This window comes from Vreelandella neptunia, assembly GCF_022489065.1.
Lineage (GTDB): Bacteria > Pseudomonadota > Gammaproteobacteria > Pseudomonadales > Halomonadaceae > Vreelandella > Vreelandella neptunia_A.
The window spans coordinates 78,512-97,306 of the sequence record NZ_JAKVTW010000005.1 but is presented as its reverse complement, the minus strand read 5'-3'; the positions used below and the strand labels follow the sequence as shown (position 1 = coordinate 97,306).

The 18,795-nt window shown below is 56.6% G+C and carries 19 protein-coding genes; 10 read left to right on the top strand and 9 right to left on the bottom strand.

Features of this window, described 5'->3' with window-relative positions; translation table 11 throughout:
* Window positions 1-62: 62 nt before the first annotated feature.
* The 10 genes from MLE19_RS09455 (at window position 63) to MLE19_RS09410 (ending at window position 9,265) form a co-directional block, all read left to right on the top strand.
* Window positions 63-584 carry a TRAP transporter small permease subunit gene (locus MLE19_RS09455; protein WP_240717930.1) on the top strand — a complete coding sequence of 174 codons (522 nt, stop codon included), beginning with the start codon at window positions 63-65 and terminating at the stop codon, window positions 582-584.
* Window positions 585-586: 2 nt separating this feature from the next.
* Window positions 587-1,921: a TRAP transporter large permease gene (locus MLE19_RS09450; RefSeq protein ID WP_240717929.1), complete on the top strand. Its 1,335-nt coding sequence runs from the start codon at window positions 587-589 to the stop codon at window positions 1,919-1,921.
* A gap of 11 nt (window positions 1,922-1,932) precedes the next feature.
* Window positions 1,933-3,300, top strand: coding sequence for a malonyl-CoA decarboxylase (locus MLE19_RS09445; protein WP_240717928.1), 1,368 nt, complete (start codon window positions 1,933-1,935; stop codon window positions 3,298-3,300).
* Window positions 3,297-4,832: a malonate--CoA ligase gene (locus tag MLE19_RS09440; RefSeq protein WP_240717927.1), complete on the top strand. Its 1,536-nt coding sequence runs from the start codon at window positions 3,297-3,299 to the stop codon at window positions 4,830-4,832. The genes MLE19_RS09445 and MLE19_RS09440 overlap by 4 nt, the downstream gene beginning before the upstream one ends.
* A 145-nt stretch (window positions 4,833-4,977) precedes the next feature.
* Window positions 4,978-5,436 (top strand): DUF2170 family protein, encoded by a 459-nt coding sequence (locus MLE19_RS09435; RefSeq protein WP_240717926.1) that lies wholly within the window; start codon window positions 4,978-4,980, stop codon window positions 5,434-5,436.
* An 83-nt stretch (window positions 5,437-5,519) separates the two neighbouring features.
* Window positions 5,520-6,215, top strand: a complete 696-nt coding sequence (locus MLE19_RS09430; RefSeq protein ID WP_240717925.1) for a PspA/IM30 family protein — start codon at window positions 5,520-5,522, stop codon at window positions 6,213-6,215.
* A 36-nt stretch (window positions 6,216-6,251) separates the two neighbouring features.
* Window positions 6,252-6,974 (top strand): DUF2491 family protein, encoded by a 723-nt coding sequence (locus MLE19_RS09425; RefSeq protein ID WP_240717924.1) that lies wholly within the window; start codon window positions 6,252-6,254, stop codon window positions 6,972-6,974.
* 55 nt (window positions 6,975-7,029) lie between these two features.
* Window positions 7,030-7,443: a DUF350 domain-containing protein gene (locus tag MLE19_RS09420; protein WP_240717923.1), complete on the top strand. Its 414-nt coding sequence runs from the start codon at window positions 7,030-7,032 to the stop codon at window positions 7,441-7,443.
* 28 nt (window positions 7,444-7,471) lie between these two features.
* On the top strand, window positions 7,472-8,080 hold the full coding sequence (locus MLE19_RS09415) for a DUF1190 domain-containing protein (RefSeq protein ID WP_008959361.1): 609 nt from the start codon (window positions 7,472-7,474) through the stop codon (window positions 8,078-8,080).
* Window positions 8,081-8,098: 18 nt separating this feature from the next.
* On the top strand, window positions 8,099-9,265 hold the full coding sequence (locus tag MLE19_RS09410) for a glutathionylspermidine synthase family protein (protein WP_240717922.1): 1,167 nt from the start codon (window positions 8,099-8,101) through the stop codon (window positions 9,263-9,265).
* 11 nt (window positions 9,266-9,276) lie between these two features.
* Here MLE19_RS09410 and glp read toward each other — a convergent pair whose 3' ends face one another.
* The 9 genes from glp to MLE19_RS09365 form a co-directional block, all read right to left on the bottom strand.
* Window positions 9,277-10,482: a gephyrin-like molybdotransferase Glp gene (gene glp / locus MLE19_RS09405; protein WP_240717921.1), complete on the bottom strand. Its 1,206-nt coding sequence runs from the start codon at window positions 10,480-10,482 to the stop codon at window positions 9,277-9,279.
* Window positions 10,475-10,996: a molybdenum cofactor biosynthesis protein B gene (gene moaB, locus MLE19_RS09400; protein WP_240717920.1), complete on the bottom strand. Its 522-nt coding sequence runs from the start codon at window positions 10,994-10,996 to the stop codon at window positions 10,475-10,477. Before moaB ends, glp begins: the two co-directional genes overlap by 8 nt.
* 5 nt (window positions 10,997-11,001) lie before the next feature.
* On the bottom strand, window positions 11,002-11,334 hold the full coding sequence (locus tag MLE19_RS09395) for a DUF1244 domain-containing protein (protein ID WP_176303973.1): 333 nt from the start codon (window positions 11,332-11,334) through the stop codon (window positions 11,002-11,004).
* Between the two features lie 104 nt (window positions 11,335-11,438).
* Window positions 11,439-12,539, bottom strand: a complete 1,101-nt coding sequence (locus MLE19_RS09390) for a formate dehydrogenase subunit gamma (protein ID WP_240717919.1) — start codon at window positions 12,537-12,539, stop codon at window positions 11,439-11,441.
* A gap of 11 nt (window positions 12,540-12,550) precedes the next feature.
* On the bottom strand, window positions 12,551-13,165 hold the full coding sequence (fdh3B, locus tag MLE19_RS09385) for a formate dehydrogenase FDH3 subunit beta (RefSeq protein WP_240717918.1): 615 nt from the start codon (window positions 13,163-13,165) through the stop codon (window positions 12,551-12,553).
* A 63-nt stretch (window positions 13,166-13,228) separates the two neighbouring features.
* Window positions 13,229-16,081, bottom strand: coding sequence for a molybdopterin-dependent oxidoreductase (locus MLE19_RS09380; RefSeq protein ID WP_240717917.1), 2,853 nt, complete (start codon window positions 16,079-16,081; stop codon window positions 13,229-13,231).
* A 24-nt stretch (window positions 16,082-16,105) separates the two neighbouring features.
* Entirely contained in the window at window positions 16,106-16,306 is a 201-nt protein-coding gene (locus tag MLE19_RS09375) for a twin-arginine translocation signal domain-containing protein (protein WP_240717916.1), read from the bottom strand.
* 56 nt (window positions 16,307-16,362) lie between these two features.
* Window positions 16,363-16,992 (bottom strand): TorD/DmsD family molecular chaperone, encoded by a 630-nt coding sequence (locus tag MLE19_RS09370; protein ID WP_240717915.1) that lies wholly within the window; start codon window positions 16,990-16,992, stop codon window positions 16,363-16,365.
* 4 nt (window positions 16,993-16,996) lie between these two features.
* Window positions 16,997-18,724, bottom strand: coding sequence for a 4Fe-4S dicluster domain-containing protein (locus tag MLE19_RS09365; protein WP_240717914.1), 1,728 nt, complete (start codon window positions 18,722-18,724; stop codon window positions 16,997-16,999).
* Window positions 18,725-18,795 lie beyond the last annotated feature (71 nt).

Sequence of the window (18,795 nt, the reverse complement as noted above, 5' to 3'; positions counted from 1 at the left end):
GCGACCATTCCTTTAGGAGTGGTCGCTTAACACTGATGCTTACTGCGCTGGATGAGGGAACTATGGCAACCACAACCACTCACGAATCCCCCGTGCGAGGGGGCATCATTGGCGGCTACATTCGCGTCATGGATAAGCTCTCGCGGCTTTCCGCCTATTTGGCCTGCGCCATGTTTATTGCGGGCGTACTGGTCATCTGCCAGATGGTGTTTATTCGCTATCTCCTGGGCATGAGCACCAGCTGGCAGACCGAATTCACCATCTTCTCCGTCACGGGAGCAATGCTGCTGGGCAGCCCCTACGTGTTAATGACCGGCGGCCATGTCGCCATTACGATCGTTCCCGATGCGCTAGGCGGCATGACACGCACCATTATGCGTTTGATCGCATCACTGTTTGGGTTAGGTTTTTGTGCCGCGTTGGCGTATGCCAGCTGGATTTACGTCTTCGAGGCGCTCCACGGTGAGTGGACCACCGGCTCGGTGTGGAACCCGCCGTTGTGGCCAGCGCTGCTGCCCATGGCGGTGGGCGCTACCCTTCTGTCGCTGCAGTATGTGGCTGAAATATTGCGTGGGGAGAGCTGAACATGGATCCTATTACGTTAGGCATCATTGTCGGCATCGCATTGATTGTGCTGATGGCTATCGGTACCCCTATCGCCTTTGCCCTGGGCGGTGTTTCGCTGCTGGCGCTGCTCTATGATCGGGGTCTCTCAGAGCTCACCTATTTCGGGGAAACTTTTTTTGACCGCATTGCCGAGTTTGGCTTTGTCGCCATCCCGATGTTTATTCTGATGGGCGCTGCGGTGGCCTCCTCCCCCACCGGGCGTGACCTTTATCGCTCGCTGGATCTGTGGATGGGAAAACTGCCCGGCGGCTTGGCGGTTTCCAATATCGGTGCTTGCTCGATTTTTGCCGCGCTTTCTGGATCATCCCCCGCCACCTGTGCGGCGATTGGTAAAATGGGTATTCCTGAAATGCGCAAGCGCGGCTACCCGGATGGCGTGGCAGCGGGTTGTATTGCGGCGGGCGGCACACTGGGCATTCTGATTCCGCCTTCGGTCACCATGATCATCTACGGCATCTCCACCGAAACCTCTATTGGTCGGCTGTTTATTGCTGGGGTAGTGCCGGGCTTTATGCTCGCAGGCCTGTTTATGATCTGGACAATGTTCGCCTGTAAAATGGCCGGTGGTTATAGCAACCCCATGGCCGAATCCGTCGAACGGCTAAAACAGAACGTTAAGCAGAATGTTGATACCAATCTGAAAGCATTGGTGCGCGTACTGCCTTTCCTGGGCGTGGTCGCGGGCATCCTGTTTGCCTTGTACGGCGGGGTGGCAACACCTTCCGAGGCGGCGGGTGTCGGCGCGTTTCTGTGCTTGGCGCTTGCGATCCTTATCTATCGCATGTGGCAGTTGGGGCCGATCAAGCTGATCATGCGCGACTCGCTGCGGGAAAGCGTGATGATCATGCTGGTGATCGCCACCGCCGAAGTATTCGCATACGCGCTCTCCTCCATGTTTATCACCCAAACCGTAGCGGCTGCGATTGCCGGTCTGGAGATCAATCGCTGGGCGCTGATGGGGGTAATTAACCTCTTCCTGCTGGTAGCGGGTTTCTTCCTGCCGCCGGTGGCCGTGATCGTCATGACCGCGCCCATCCTGCTGCCCATTATCCTGGCCGCCAACTTCGATCCTTACTGGTTTGCAGTGATCTTGACCATCAATCTAGAGATCGGCCTGATCACCCCTCCGGTGGGGCTCAACCTGTTCATTATCAAAGGCATCGCGCCGGATATCTCGCTGCGTGACATTTTGATGGGAAGCTTGCCCTACGCGCTTTGCATGGTGCTGGGTATCTTGCTGCTGTGTCTCTTCCCGGGCATCGCGCTTTGGCTACCTAACTTGATCATGGGGTAAGGAGTTCGATCATGAATATGATGTTTTTGCAGGAGCTGTTCAACAACATCACCCAGCGTGATGCTTTGTTGCGCCGGCGCCATCCCGAGACAGTGACGCCAGACCATCAGCAGTTGGTCAAGGCCTGCCACAAGCTGCTGGAAAGCGATGGTGAAGCCTCCAGCATCGCGCTGGCAAGCCGTGCTCTGGCCATTTATCAGCGCCTATCGGCGGATGAAAAAAGCAGCTTTTTTACCCGCCTAACGGCTGATTTTGCGGCCGAACCCGGCCCCATTGATGCAGCCTACCTGGCCTACCAAGAGGTTCGCGACAACCAATCGCTACAGCGCCTGTTTGAAGCCTGCGAGCCCCGGCGCCAGGAGCTTTTCCGGCGTTTAAACCTGGCCAGCGACGGTACCTATGAGCTGGTTAAAATGCGTGAGGATCTGCTGGCGTTGCTGCGCGAACAGCCAGAGCTGGCGGCCATCGACGACGACTTTGCTCACCTGTTCGGCTCCTGGTTCAACCGCGGCTTTTTGATGCTCAAGCGCATTGACTGGAACACGCCTGCGTCGATTCTCGAGAAGATTATCCGCTACGAAGCGGTACACGAAATTCAGGATTGGGACGATCTGCGTCGGCGGCTGGATGCTCGTGATCGGCGCTGCTTCGCCTTCTTCCACCCGGCGATTGGCGACGAGCCGCTAATCTTTGTGGAAGTGGCCCTCCACAAGGGTTTGCCTAGCCGTATTCAGCCCATCCTCTCCGGCGAAAGCAGCTATAGCAAAAAAGGTATCGACGACCCCGAAGATGCCGATACCGCAGCTTTCTTTGGCATCAGCAACTGCCAGACCGGCCTGCGCGGCATCTCCTTCGGTAATTTTTTGATCAAGCAGGTGGTGCAAGAGCTCTCCCAGGAGCTGCCGCAGCTGAAATATTTCGTCACCCTCTCGCCGGTGCCCGGCTTCGCCCAGTGGTTACAGGAGCAGCGTGACGATGAGCAGCTTCCCGAGTCACTGCGTAAGTCGCTCAAAGGGCTTGAAACGCCGGGATGGCATCAAGATAAAACCCGCGAAGAGCAGCTCAAAGCCGCCATTCGCCCGCTGGCCGCCCGCTATCTGGTCGAAGAGAAGAACCGCCACGGCCTGCCGCTCAACCCGGTGGCCCGCTTTCACCTCGGCAACGGCGCCGAGCTCCACCGCATTAACTGGTTGGGCGATATCTCCGATAAGGGCTTTAAACAAGCCGCCGGCCTGATGGTCAACTACCTCTACGTGCTGGACGATATCGAGCGCAACCACGAAAACTATACCGCCAAGGCGACCGTTGCTTGCTCAAATGAGGTGCGCGACCTCGCTCGTCGCGCCCGCAAGCTGGCCAAGGGAGAGACCACCAAATGAGCCACAATCTATTTGAAACCTTTGCTGCCAAAATGCGTGAGCGCGCAGAGGCCGATTTTATTACCACCCGTGATGGCCGCCGCTATCGCTACACCGATGCGCTAACCATCAGTGCGCAGCTTGCTGGCGCGCTAACCGAGTTAGGCGTTAAGCAAGGTGACCGCGTTGCCGTACAAGTGGATAAAAGCCCTGAAGCGATACTGCTCTATTTGGCCTGCCTACGCATCGGTGGCGTCTATTTGCCTCTCAATACCGGCTATACCGGCGATGAGATACGCTACTTCTTAAACGACGCCGAGCCCGCGCTGTTTGTTTGCCGCCCTAAATTGCTAGATGAGGCGCAGGCGCTTGCCGCTGAAACGGGCTGTCCTGCGGTGGCAACCCTAGGCAGCGCCGTCGACGGCAGCCTAATGGAAACCGCCCGAACGGCAGCGCCGCGGGAGGATATCGTGGCACTTGGCGAGCGCGATCTGGCCGCTATTCTTTACACATCCGGCACCACCGGGCGCTCGAAAGGCGCCATGCTGACCCACAAGAACCTCGCCTCAAACGCTGAAACCTTGGTCACAGCCTGGCACTTCAGCGCCGATGATCGGCTGATCCATGCGCTGCCGATCTTCCACACCCACGGTTTGTTCGTTGCTTGCAACGTCACTCTGATGGCGGGTGCCAGCATGCTGTTTCTGCCCAAATTCGATGCTGATGTGATTTTTGACGAGCTGCCACGAGGCAGCGTGATGATGGGCGTGCCCACCTTCTATACACGCTTGGTTCAGGATGAGCGCCTAACGCCTGACGCTACCGCCAACATGCGGCTGTTCGTCTCCGGCTCTGCCCCGCTCACCGCCGAGACCCACGAGGCGTTTGAAGCCAAAACGGGCCATGCGATTCTTGAACGTTACGGTATGACCGAAACCAATATGAACCTCTCCAACCCCTATGAAGGTGCCCGCCGAGCAGGCACCGTGGGTATGCCGCTCCCCGGCGTGGAGATGCGCATTACCAATCGCGAAAGCGGCGATGAGGTGCCGCTTGGCGAGATTGGCATGCTGCAGATACGCGGCCCGAATGTGTTTATTGGCTACTGGCGGATGCCTGAAAAAACCCGCGAGGAGCTGTTAGACGACGGCTTTTTCATTACCGGCGATCTCGCCATGGTCGACGAGCAGGGCTATGTGCATATTGTGGGCCGCGACAAAGACCTGGTGATTTCCGGCGGCTACAACGTCTATCCCAAAGAGGTAGAGCAGGTAATCGACGAGCTTGATCAAGTCGCTGAATCTGCGGTTATCGGCCTGCCGCATCCCGACTTTGGTGAAGGGGTAACCGCCGTGGTGGTGCGCCAGCAAGGTGCCCTTGAAGAAAATCAGCTTAATGAAGATAAGGTAATCAGCCATCTAGACGGTCGGCTAGCCAAGTATAAGCAGCCCAAACGGGTCTTTTTTGTCGATGAACTACCCCGCAACACCATGGGCAAAGTGCAGAAAAATGAACTGCGTAAACAGTTCAATGACACTTACAGGGCTCCTTAAACGACTCCCCTTACCCGCATACGCCTCCCCAGCCTTTTGCCCCGTCGCGTGCGGGGCTTTTGTTAGGGCTTTTCTGGCAAAAGGAACCATTTGCTCTACTAAGTGTTAAGGTGAAACTACTTAACGAACGATGGAGCAAATCACCTTGAATACGCCTACCGTCACGAGCGGCATTACTGCCAGCGAGTTATATAAGTTAGTCAGCCAACCAGCGCCCCAAACTTATGAACATGCGGCTATTGAGTGGCCCGAAGCGACCATTAGCTTAGATGAGACCAACCAGACGCTAATCTGGGAGCTCAACGACTATGGCAACTTGCCGATTACCCTCTCGCGCAGCGAAAATGAGTGGATCGCCATGGCACCCATTGTTGCCGTTGCCAGCGTCAAAAACAGCGCTGAATTAAACGAAGTGCTGTTACGCCAGGGCATCTCGTTACCGCTAGCTTCCGTGGGGATTGTCGAAATCGACGGGCACGACGTTTATGTGGCTTACGGCCAGTTGTTTGGCGACTCCAAACTCGAGTCAATTTGCGCGGAGCTGCACGCCACCGCTGGCGCCGCTATGGAAGTTGCCGAACTGATTCAAACGCACTTCGCCTAACATTTACCCATTGTTCGTCTATTCTCTCAATCATCGTTATCAATTAGTGTCACCGCCACGGTGACGTATAAGTGAGATTACCTATGTTAAGCAAAATCATGACCGCCCTGCGCGGTAAAGCGAATGAATCCGGACAAGCCGTCGTGGATTCTCAAGCCCTGCGAATTTTAGACCAGGAGATTCGCGACTCAGAAAATCACCTTAGCCAGTCTAAAACCGAACTGACCCGCCTGATGGGTCAGCGTCAGTTGAACAGCAATAAAGCCGACACGCTGGAAAGCAAAATTGCCGAGCTTGAAAAAAGTGCTGAGGCCGCACTGGATAAAGGCGAAGAAGCACTGGCGGTGGAAGTGGCTGAGCGCATGGTAGCGTTACAGGATGACCTGGAAGCAGAGCGCGCGATTGTTAGCGAGTACGATGCCAGCATCGAAAAACTGCGCGGCGCCATTCGCGGCACCGACAACCAGCTTCGCCAGCTGAAGCAGCAGGTGAGCGTGGTGAAAGCCACAGAGTCGGCGCAAAAAGCCCAATCCGCCGTGGCATCTCGCCACTCAGGCCAGAATAGCGCCATGAGTAGCGCCATGGAGTCACTGGAGCGTATTAAAGAGCGCCAGCAGCTTAACTCGGCGCAGATGCACGCAGCCGACGAGATGGCCGCGGAAGAGAGCGGTAGCTCGCTGGAAGCACGCCTGAAATCAGCAGGTATCGGCGGTACCCAGCGCAAAGCCGACGATGTGTTAGCCCGCCTGAAAGCCAAGAAAAACGCTCCACAAGAGTAAGTTACTTCTTAAACAAGCTTATTAGCGAGGCAGGCCATGCTTAACAACCTGAAAGCACTTTTTCGCGCTACCACGCAGAAGCAGCCCGAGCAGACAACGGGCCGCCCGGTAGCTGCAGGCCTGCCCATGGGCATCAGCCAGGAACAGCTTGAAGGCTTGCGGCTGGATGGTCGCGTCAACATTAAGCTGATTGGCCTGCGCGCCCACGCCGATGCGCTGTTTAGCTGGGACGACGATGCCTACCATCACATTGCTGCCGTCGGGCATGTCGATCTAGGCCAGGGGGCGCACCTGGTGCGCTTCTATCTGGATAACGATACGTGGCTGCAGGCGAACATCGAACATGGTCAGGTGCTTGAATATAAGCTGTTCGACTTTTACCGTGTTGCCCACCTTTCGGATGCCGAATTTGACGGTGTGATTAACGGTGAAGATAAGCAGCCCGACAGCATCGGCGCTCAAACCGTCGCGCTCACCTCCACCACCGAGGAACCACGCATCTGTACTTATCAGCGGCTGTGGGGAGATAGCGACAGCCTCTGGTCGCCACCGGTGGTTTTCGAAGAGCAAGTGATGACCACCGAGAGTATTGCTGCACGCCACGTTACCCATCACGCGATGCTTTATGAACGCACCATACAAGGCACTGAGCGCATGGAGTACCTGCTGATAAGCGCTGAAAATGATGGCGAAGGCAGCTTTATGGTGGTGCACAACGTTGGGGTGGATGTGGCCTCCGTCGATATCGACGCTATGTAATCTCTAACCGCCTATTTAATAAACGTTTTACCTACGACATAAGGAAACCGCCACCATGGTGAACTATCTCTACGGCTTGCCGTCATTTATCGCCTACTTAGTGACCGCGATAGTGCTGCTAGCTGCCTTTATGTACTGCTACAGCCGCATTACGCCACACCATGAGTGGACGTTGATTCGCGAAGGCAACGCGGCGGCCGCTTCGGCTTACGGCGGCTCAATTCTTGGTTTTACTATTCCGCTGTATAGCGCGATGGCACACTCGATTAACTTTATCGATTTTGTGCTTTGGGGTGTCGTTGCTTTTGTTGTTCAACTGGCTACGTTCTTTGGCGTTAAGCTGTTTCTGCGCAAACAGGGTGAAAGCCTCTCTCAGCATATTACGGAAGGCCATCAGGCCTACGGTATTTTAATGGCCAGCGTGGCTGTGGCAGTCGGCTTACTCAATGCCGCTTCGATGACTTGGTAACGACGACGTGGTAAAGGAGAGAGTCGGCATGTCTAAACAGGATCACACCCCCCATTTGCCCCGCCGCAAGCGCAGCGGGCGCTTAACCCTGGCGATGATGGGCGCCAGCGCCTTTGGTCTCACTGCCTGTGGCCAACCGCCCCAGGAAGAGCAAATCACCGAAATCGAGTTTGACGAGCCACGTAGCTTTGAAAGCGTTGAAGCCTGTGTCGCTGAGAATGTTTATACCCGTAGCGCCTGTGAAGATGCCTACGAAGCGTCCCTGGAAGCTGTGCCGCGCTATAGCACCCTGGAAGAGTGCGAAGCTGAAAATGGTGAAGGAGCATGTACCGCGCCTACCGAAGAGCAGTCTCAAGCGGCGACGGGCAGCACCGGCGGCAGTTGGTTCATGCCCGCCATGATGGGTTATATGGTTGGCAGCATGATGTCGAACACCAACCGTGGCCGCTCCTTCGAGCGGGTTTACCAGGAGCCGGTGTACCGTAATCGTCAAAACCAGGGTAACTGGAATACGGCGACCAATCAGGCGACCCAGCGCGTAAGTCAGCGTAATGACGCCATGCGTAACTCGGTGGCGACCTCTCAACGTCGGGGCTTTGGCTCACGCTCCTCGGCAAGAGGCGGCTGGGGCTCTTAGCCGCCAGCAACCATCACCATGCTGCGAATCGATATCCCTGAACGGAAAGAGTGGAAAGCCCTGGCCCATGAGCTGGGCTTTCATTTTCATACCATCGACGGGGAGCCTTACTGGAAAGAGGACGCCTACTACCAGTTCTCCATGGAGCAGGTAGAGCAGGATATTGAAGCGCCGACCGAGGCGGTACATGAGATGTGCATGGAGCTGGTGGATAAAGTCTGCCACTCCAATGCATTAATGCAGCGTTTGGCACTCCCTGAACACATGTGGGACAGCATCCATAACTCCTGGAAATCAGGGCAACCGCACCTCTACGGGCGGATGGATTTTGCCTACTCTGGCGATGGCCCAGCGAAGCTGCTGGAACTCAATTACGACACGCCCACCTCGCTTTACGAAGCGGGCTTTTTTCAGTGGGTGTGGCTTGAGCAGGCTATCGCGCAAGGTATCCTGCCGCGCCATGCGGATCAGTACAATTCGATCCAAGAGCACCTCCTCAATGCCATGGCCCACCTTGGCGATCGCATTGAAGCGCGCACGCTCTACTTCTCCTGCATCAAAGATAACGCCGAAGAGCGTGCTACCGTGCACTACTTGCAGGATGTGGCGGTGCAGGCAGGCCTCAAGGCGCCGTTTATCTATATGGAAGATATTGGCATCAATCCTGGCGCTGAACACTTTGTCGACGTGGATAACCAGCCCATCCAAGCCCTGTTCAAGCTCTACCCCTGGGAGGAGATGGCTGATGACGACTTCGGCGAGGTTATCCCGCAGCTAAACACCCACTGGTTTGAGCCGCCCTGGAAAGCGATTCTCTCCAACAAGGGTATTCTGCCCCTGCTATGGGAGCATTTTGAGGGCCACCCCAACTTATTACCGGCGTTTTTCGAAACGGCCAACAGTCCTCCGCTACCGGCAGGCTGGGTGCGCAAGCCGTTCTTCTCTCGGGAAGGCAGCAACATTGAGCTGATCACGCCAGCAGGTCAGCGCGAAGCCGTAGACGGCCCCTACACCGACAGCCCCTGGATTCGCCAGGCCTATCACCCCATGCCTCGCTTTGGTAACAACCACGCGTTAATTGGCAGTTGGGTCGTGGGCGACCGCGCTTGTGGCATGGGCATTCGCGAAGACGTTGGCCGCATTACCAAAGACTCCTCCTGCTTTGTGCCTCACGCTATTGTATAAACCGGCTGGCGTTAAAACGTCAGCCATAAGCAGCTAATCAAATCGCCTTCTGCTATGTCGCTATTGGGGGGTATCACGGCGAAGGCATCCGCGTTGATACACGATGACAGCACACCGGAGTTCTGATCTTCAAAGGCCGTCGCAGTTATGCCACGGGGCGTAAATTTCAGCGTCACACGCATATAGTGTTCACGTGGGCCGGTGGTCGTAGAAAATCCTGCGCTGGCGGTAATGTTCGGCAGCGTTGTAAGCGCAGGACAGCCCAGCATCGCGCCCAGTAGAGGCCGCAAAAAGAGCCAGGCGCCCACAAACCCAGAGACGGGATTACCCGGCAAGCCAACAAACCGAGCCTGGCTGCCATCATCGCGAGGCAAACGACCCAGTGCTAGCGGCTTACCCGGACGAATCGCCAGCTTCCACATATCGAGTTGGCCAATCGCTTCCAGCGCTGCTTTAACATGATCCTCTTCGCCCACGCTCACGCCGCCGGTGGTGACCACTAAATCTACTTCAGCAGCGGCAGCCGTTAACAGTGCCACGGTGCGAGCATAGTCATCCGGTACGCTAACGGTACTCACCACCTCGGCACCAAAGTTCTCCAGCAGCCGTTTAAGCATTGGCCGATTGGAGTTGTAGAGCTGACCCGGCTTAAGCGGCGTGCCGGGGTCGATGATCTCGTCACCGGTCGAAAGCAGCGCCACACGGGGCCGTCGACGCACGCTGACTTGGGTAACCCCTTGCCCCGCCAAGTGGCCCAGTGCCGCCGCCTCGAGCCGCTCACCGGCCTCTAATAGCACGCTGCCCTGACGCACGTCACGCCCTTGGCGGCGTACATTATCACCCGCTGGAATATCCGCCGGTATCAGCGCACGCTCACCATCAACCTCCACGCGCTCTTGCATCACCACGCATTCGGCACCGGAAGGAATCTCACCGCCGGTAAAAATACGCGCGCAGCTGCCTGGGGCAAGCGGTTTAGCCTGGGTGCCGGCGGCAATGCGTTGACTCACCGGCAGCCACTGCCCTGCATCGGCGGCGCGCAAGGCGTAGCCGTCCATCGCGCTGTTATCAAACGGCGGTACATCCAGCTGCGCTGTCACTGCCTCGGCTAGCACACGTCCACCGGCGGCTTCCAGTGAAACGCTCTCGGCACTTAGCGCGCTGACGTCTGCCAGTAACGCCTCAAGTGCGGCTGAAATCGGCTGTAAATCAGCCATGTTGCCCCCGGCCTGGGATGACCAGGTTGGCGAAGTTGCAGGGTTTGTGACGGCTATCCAACTGCTCAGCCAAAATGCCGTCCCAGCCAGTGCGGCAAGCGCCCGTTGAGCCCGGCAGGCAGAACACCACCGTGGCGTTGGATAGGCCGCCGAGGCAACGGCTTTGAATAGTGGAACTGCCGATCTCATCACCGCTTAGCTGGCGAAAGCGCTCACCAAAGCCTTCGATATGCTTATCCAGCAGCACAGAGATAGCTTCAGGCGTAGAGTCGCGGCCGGTAAAGCCGGTGCCGCCGGTGGTGATCACCACCTGCACGGCTGAGTCGGCTATCCAGTTCGCTACTACCGCACGAATGCGGTAAACGTCATCAGGTACAATGCGCTTTTCAGCCAGCGTGTGGCCCCCCTTGGTTAAGCGCTCCACAAGGGCTTGGCCACTGCGATCCGTCTCTTCATTACGCGTGTCAGAGACCGTCAGTACGGCTATGTTGAGAGGCACCATTGGCTCGCTCATTGACGTCACCCCTGTTTGGCTGCTTTCTTCTTCGCGTGGTGTGCTTCCCAAGCCGCCATTTGCTCTGGCGTGGCTTCCGGTTGATAAAGCTCTTTCCACTCGCTATAAGGCATGCCGTAAACATACTCACGGGCCTCATCGTAGTTGAGGCTTTCATCCCGTGCTTCAGCGGCGCTCACCAGCCACTTGGATAAGCAGTTGCGGCAAAAGTCCGCCAGGATCATTAGATCGATATTCTGGACATCCTTGTTATCGTCCAGATGTTGAAGCAAGCGACGAAAGGCGGCGGCTTCCAGCTCAGTGCGCGTAGCGGGGTCTAACTCATCAAATGCTGACATAACCGTTGCTCTCCTAAAATGACGTTTGGCTATTTAAGAACTAAGGTGAAGCATAACAAAAGACACCGCCAAAAGGCGGTGTCTTCGCTACCATCAAGCACGTATCAACTGGTTCGCGTTGCCGACGGTTCACTGCTGCCGCCAGATGACTTACGCGCCGCCACCTCTTCTTCCGATAGCGTTTGGTCTTTGACCTCGTCGTACCATAGGTTGTGGTGCTCTTTGGCCCAGGTTTCATCCACGTATCCCGTGGTCATACCCTCTAGCGCGCCTTCAGTACCCAGCGTGCCGATATAGATATGGCCTAAGGAAATAGCGGTGAGGCCTAGCGCACCCACGGCGTGGATAATGTTAGCCCACTGCATGGTGTCACGGCTCTGGTTGAAGTTGGGGAAGTCGAGCACAAAGCCACTAGCGATAACAAGAATACCGACCGTCGCCAATATCCAGTACCAGGCCTTCTCCCCGCCGTTGGCAAAGCCCGCGTCGACATGTTTTTTACCGATCATGCCGCCGCCCTTCTTAAACCACACCCAGTCGTGCTTTTTAGGAATATTCTCTTTGATCAAGCTGACGAGCAGTATCACCAACAGAATGCCGAATATCGGGCCCAGATAGTTGTGCAGCACTTTCGTGGCCGCAATCATCCATGCCCAAATCCCATCGCCAAATAGCGGGCGGAACACGAACTTGCCGAACAGCAGCGTCATGCCGGTCAGCGCCAGAATGATAAACAGCGTCGCGACCGTCCAGTGCAGTGCGCGTTTCATTAGCGTCCAGCGCAAGAGCAGGCGACCCGTGCGCGGCGCTTCAAGCTCTTTACGTCCTACAATGAAGTAGAACAGAGCAATCAGCGCCGCCATGCCAAATACCGCGATCAATCCAAACGGTGAGACCCAGCGGTTACGAATCTCCCGCCAGGTTTCACCACTTGAATTGATCAGGCTGTAGTTGCTATCAAAGCGCGAGTCGCGGTAATTAGGCCCAGTTTCTCCACTACGCACCTGGCGCCACTGCTCGGCGGTGATACCAGGAGCAGCGGTGGTCATTTCGCGGTCAGGATCCGCTTGGGCCACCGCCACTTGCGTAAAACCGATGCTTAGCGCCAGAACAAGCGCCACCAACATAAAACGCCAAATGCCCAGGGCGAGCCCTTTACCTGAGCGCGGCACCCTACCGGGCGCCTGTGCAGTCAACAGGTTCATGACACGCCTCCTTACCCTTTATGGGCAGCATCATAGGCTAGGTTGTCGGCACTGGCCTGGGGGTTATTGGACCAGGCACCATCTTTATGGCCGCGGTGTACGACCCGCTGACGGAAGATGTCGGCAACGTCTTGTGCATCACCGGCCAGTAGCGCTTTGGTAGAGCACATTTCGGCACATAGCGGCAGCTTGCCTTCGGCAATGCGGTTAGAGCCGTACTTCTCGTACTCCTCTTCTTTGCTTTCGGCTGGGCCGCCCGCGCAGAATGTACATTTGTCCATTTTGCCGCGCTCGCCAAAGGCATCCTGCTGGGGAAACTGCGGAGCGCCAAACGGGCAGGCGTAGAGGCAGTAGCCACAGCCGATGCAGAGGTCTTTATCGTGCAGCACGATGCCGTCATCGGTCTTGTAGAAGCAGTCAGTCGGGCAAACGGCCATGCAGGGCGCATCGTCACAATGCATACAAGCGACAGAAATGGACATTTCATTCGCTTCGCCATCATTCAGTGTCACCACGCGGCGACGCTGAATGCCCCACTCGACATCGTTGGCATTTTTACAGGCGGTGACGCAGCCGTTGCACTCAATGCAGCGTTCGGCGTCACACATAAATTTCATTTGAGCCATGGTGTTCTCCTCATGCCGGTGCGGGATGGCTCCCGCACCGTCGTCATGCTGTCAGGTCTGGGCTTAAGCGCGCTCAATGCGGCAAATGGTGCACTTGGTCTCTTGCATCAGTGTCACCGGGTCATAGCCGTAAGTGGTGGCGGTGTTAGCCGCCTCACCGATGACGTAGGGAACTGTCCCCTCCGGATAACGGTCGTGCAAGCTTTCGCCCTGGAACATGCCGCCAAAGTGGAATGGCATGAACGCGACGTTACGGTCGACGCGAGGCGTGACCAGCGCTTTAACTTTCACGCGGCCCCCTTCAGCCCCTTCAACCCAGACATCGTCGCCATCTTTGATGCTGAGATCGTTGGCATCCGCCGGGTTGATCTCGACAAACATCTCCTGCTGAAGCTCGGCAAGCCATGACATGGAGCGCGTCTCTTCACCACCACCTTCATACTCAACCAGTCGCCCAGAGGTGAGAATCATCGGGTAATCCCCGGTGTTGTCACGATCCTGGATGGTTTTGTACATGGTCGGTAGACGCATGATGGAGTCGAAGTCGTCCCACGTGGGGAAGCGTTCAACTAGATCACGGCGCGTGGTGTAAAGCGGCTCGCGGTGCTTCGGCACTTGGTCCGGGAAGGTCCACACCACGGCGCGTGCCTTGGCGTTACCGTAAGGCGCACAGCCATGTTCGATAACCACACGCTGAATACCGCCGGAGAAGTCGGTTTTCCAGTTCTTGCCTTCCGCCGCCTGCTTCTCTTCGTCGGTAAGGTCGTCCCACCAACCCAGATCTTTAAGCAGCTGGTCGTTGAACTCAGGGTAGCCGTCGTCGATATCGCCGCCGACAGGAGCAGAACCTTCCGCCAGCAGGTTGACGCCATCACGCTCAATACCAAAGCGCGCACGGAAGCCCATACCACCTTCCATCACTGGAATACTGGTGTCGTAAAGGTTGGGCGAACCTGGGTGTCCAAACTCTGGGGTACCCCAGCATGGCCACGGCAAGCCGTAGTAGTCCCCGTCTGCCGGGCCACCCTCTGCACGCAGGTTCTCGAAACTGAAGGTATGCCAGTTTTGCTGGTGCGCTTTAAGACGCTCAGGGCTTTGGCCGGTGTAACCTACCGTCCACATGCCGCGGTTGATTTCGCGCAGAATATCGTCGATGAACGGCTCATCACCGTTCATCTGATAGTTCTTCACCAGCTCATTACCAATTCCCAGCTTGCGGGCAAACAGGTACATGATTTCGTGGTCTGGCTTGGATTCAAACAGCGGCTCAATGACTCGGTCACGCCACTGAATCGAGCGATTCGTCGCAGTGACACTACCGGTGGTTTCAAACTGGGTGGCCGCTGGCAGTAGATAAACGCCGTCGGTACGGTCGTGCATAACGGCGGCAACGGTGGGATAAGGGTCAACGATGACCATCATCTCAAGCTTCTGCATCGCCTTTTGCATTTCAATGCCGCGGGTCTGGGAGTTGACTGCGTGGCCCCAGTAGAACATCGCTTTTAGCGCGGTACGCTGGGAGATATTCTCGTCGTCTTCCAATACGCCATCTACCCAGCGAGAAACCGTAATGCCGCTGGTATACATGGGCTGGCCATCGGCGTATTCGGTATCGTCAAAGCGGCCTTTGATCCACTCGTAGTCGACATCCCACACCTGCGCCCAGTGCTGCCAAGCGCCTTCCGCCAAGCCGTAGTAGCCCGGCAGAGAGTCGGAGCCCAGCCCCAGGTCGGTCGCACCCTGCACGTTATCGTGGCCGCGGAGAATATTGGCACCGCCGCCGGATACGCCAATGTTACCTAGCGCCAGCTCTAGAATGCAGTAAGCGCGGGTATTGTTGTTGCCAGTGGTATGCTGCGTACCGCCCATACACCATACGACACAACCAGGACGGTTGTCGGAGAGGCGTTTGGCAACATCGTACATATCCTCTTCAGATACACCGGTGACTTCTTCTACGACGCTGGGCGGGAAGTTGGCGACTTCGGCACGCACTTCATCCATGCCGTAAACGCGCTGGTTGATATATTCGTTATCTTCCCAGCCGTTTTCAAAAATATGCCACAACAGGCCCCAAATATAGGCAACGTCCGAACCGGGACGCAGGCGCACGTATTTGTTGGCTTTGGCAGCAGTACGGGTAAAGCGCGGATCAGCAACGATAATGTCGCAATTATTGCGCTCTTTAGCGATCAAGATGTGTTGCATCGCTACCGGGTGGGCTTCACTGGGGTTAGAGCCTATGAACAGAATCGCCTTGCTGTTATGCATGTCATTGAGCGAGTTGGTCATCGCTCCATAACCCCAGGTATTCGCTACGCCTGCCACGGTGGTGGAGTGGCAGATACGCGCCTGGTGGTCGGTATTGTTGGTGCCCCACAGCGAGGCAAGCTTGCGCATTAAATACGCCTGCTCGTTGCTGAACTTCGCCGAGCCCAGCCAGTAAACGCTGTCAGGGCCGTGCTCTTCACGTAGTTCGAGCAGCTTGTCGCCAATTTCGTTAATGGCGTCATCCCAGCTCATGCGCTCCCACTCGCCGGCCACCAGCTTCATCGGATACTTAAGACGTCGCGTGGAGTGACCGTGCTGGCGCAATGAAGCGCCTTTCGCGCAGTGTGCGCCGCGGTTGATGGGGTGATCAAACGCCGGTTCTTGCTTGGTCCAAATACCCTCTTGAACTTCGGCATAAACGCCACAACCCACTGAACAGTGAGAGCAGATGGTGCGTTTGGTTTCGACCGGCGAGTCCAGCACGGGTGTTTTGTCCGCTGCTTCCGAGCGCTTCATCATCGGCGCGCCCATGAAACCAACAGCGGCTACACCACCGGTGGCGGCACCACTGCGCTTGAGGAATTGGCGGCGGGAAATACCCAGCCCGGAGGCCTTGGGGGTGTCTGTTTTGCGAGTTAAGCGCATGGCAAATCTCCTGGCATTCCGCCGTCAGTCACGCAGCGAGGCGTAGTAAGCACGGACGTGGTCGGTCTCACGGTAGTTAACCGTTTGTTTTTCGTTTTTTGCCGGGGCAGTGTCAGCCTGTACCAAAGTGACATGACCTACTGCCGCAGCAGCGCCAGCAGCGGCGGTTCCCAACCCTACGGTTTTCATAAACCGGCGGCGCTCAGAATTGTGTGACTGGTGCATGGGTTTCTCCTCTTGCATGCTTTTTTTATGCTGGGCCATGGGCCTTTTATATCCGGTTAATGCTCAACAATACGAACCGGTGTGTGGCCCACATCTATGCTTAAGCGAGCCTCCTCACTCTCCATAAAAGCGCTACCCAACTGCCCCAGCGCTGCATAGAAAGCGGTGTCTACCTGCCCCAGATCGGCAAAACAGCTGGCCGCCCAAGGCGCTAAATGTTGGCTAAAGAAATAGGCCTGTTCGTGACTGGCTGAGTCAATCAGCATCGCCATGACTTCACATAGAGCAGCCAAGTGATCTTCCGGATCATGGGTATGCTCACTGCGCTCAAAACCGAGAGCTCTTAAGTCTTGACGCAGCGCCACCAACGCTGCTTCCATTAATTCGCCATTGCGGTACCAGGAGGCATAAGGCACTACCTCACCTTGAATCACGCCGACCAAGTGGCGAAAGTGAGCGCGCTGGAGACGCTCGGGATCCGCGACGCTCGCTTCAGTACCGGCGGCGGCTTCCGCGAGAGCCTGCCAGCACTCGGCTAAACGGCTACCATCTTGTTCAATATCCAGCTCAGCCAACCAATTCAGCAGGTCGATATCGGGTGCCTGGCGCAGTAGTGTGGCAAAAAGCCTGTAGATATCGGCGCGTAGTGCATCCGCTTCTTTCAGCGTGGGCAGTGCATCCGTCATCGGCTTATACCTTCAGTTGCGCGTCGGGATCGCGAATCATGGTTTTCCAGACGTCTTTAACACGGCAGTCTTCGCACATTTCAAGACGAATCATCGCCTCACCCGCGAAGTAGGGATGGTTGACCAGCTTCTCTTTAATAGTAGCTACCGTGCTGACTGTGGCAAACGGCTTGCCACAGTTAATGCATTCAAAAGCCGCCTCTTCGTGACAGATATGCCGCGTTTCACGCGCTTCCGTGGCCAAAAAGCCGGGCATCAGGGTAATGGCATTTTCCGGGCAGGCCTGCTCACACAAACCGCACTGCACACAGTCGGCTTCGAGGAAGCTCAGCGCGGGCGTTTTGCCACCCGACTTCAGTGCTGGTGTTGGGCAGTTGCTGACGCAGGCGTGGCACAGTGTGCAGGCATCGCTATCGACCTGAATCGCACCGTAAGCAGCCCCATTTGGTACCGCTTGGCGTTCGCCGCTGGGAGCCCCCAGTTCGGCCAGCCGCGCCAGCACACGGTTCAGGCGTGCGCGCTTTTCTGGCTCTGGCAGGTTTAACGGCGCCTGCGTCAGAGGCGTGAGCGCTGGCAAAGCATCCCGAGCGGCTTCATCGGCTATTTCAATCAGCTTTACGCGAGCGCGATCATGGCCCAAGGCTTCTAACAGCGCGTGAGCCTGGGCGACCTGATCGGTCAAAAAGGCGCTCAAGCGGGCAGGCATATTGGGGTGAAGCTGGATACGCACTTCGGCGGCGCCCGCCGCCAGGGCCGTTAGCCACTGGTCGTGGCCCGCCGCGCCCAGTTCCTCTAAGGGAGCATCAATCACGTGGCCAGCAGGCGCTGCACCAGCAGCACGCTCAGCATCTTGAGAATCGTGAGTAATAAAGCGCAACACCGGCACTTGGCCACCGGCTTCACGGTAAGACCCGAGCCAAGCAGAGAGAGTGTCCTGCTGACGGCGTGTTTCCGGCAAGCGAAATTCAATTGCCCCGGTGGGGCAGGCGCTGGTGCAACTCCCAACGCCATGACAGAGGTAAGGGTCAATCTCAATATGAGACTCAATCCGCCCTTTCACACTGGAGATGGCATCCGCCGGGCATACATCCAGGCAGCGGGTACAGCCAACATTACCGCTGGTGGAGTGTGCACACAGATCGCTATTGACCTGAAAATAGCGCGGCTTGTCGAATTCGCCTATCAGCCCTGCAAAGTTATCGAGCGTTTCGCTGCGCTGATCAGCGTCCCGCCACTGCATCACCACATAGCCTGGCGGTGGCAGTTCCCAGCGCTGTGCGTGGGTCGTCGCGGCAAGGTCAAGGATAAGGTCAAAGCTATCGCGCTCAATCAGTGCACGGGCAATATCCAACGGCACATCACCGTCATCAAGCTTAACGCTAAAGGCGCCCAGATAGCCGTTGATGCGTAGCTTGCTGAGCTGCTCGCTCGTTAGCGTTTGGCTAACCAACGGCTCATTGGCACCCAGTGGAGCGGCTGTATCGCTGCCTAGACTATCTGCTCCAGGCTCAGCAATCAGTAGCGTAAGGGATGCCAAACCGCGTCCTTGAAGCGCGCGAGCGGCTGGGTGAACGTCAGCTTTGGTACCTATTAACAGCGCATGACCACGGCTGTGATAAGTCACATTGGCAGGCGTTAAATTAGCGGGCCACGAGATACGTCGACGTACCGTTTCTCGAGCCTCGGCATTGCGCTGGTCGTCTACCGACGCCAGTTGGATTCGTTGGTTCATGCGTTCTCACGGTCAGTGAATAATTCTTATTATAATTTTGAGTAATAATTATTAACTATTGTGGCATAACA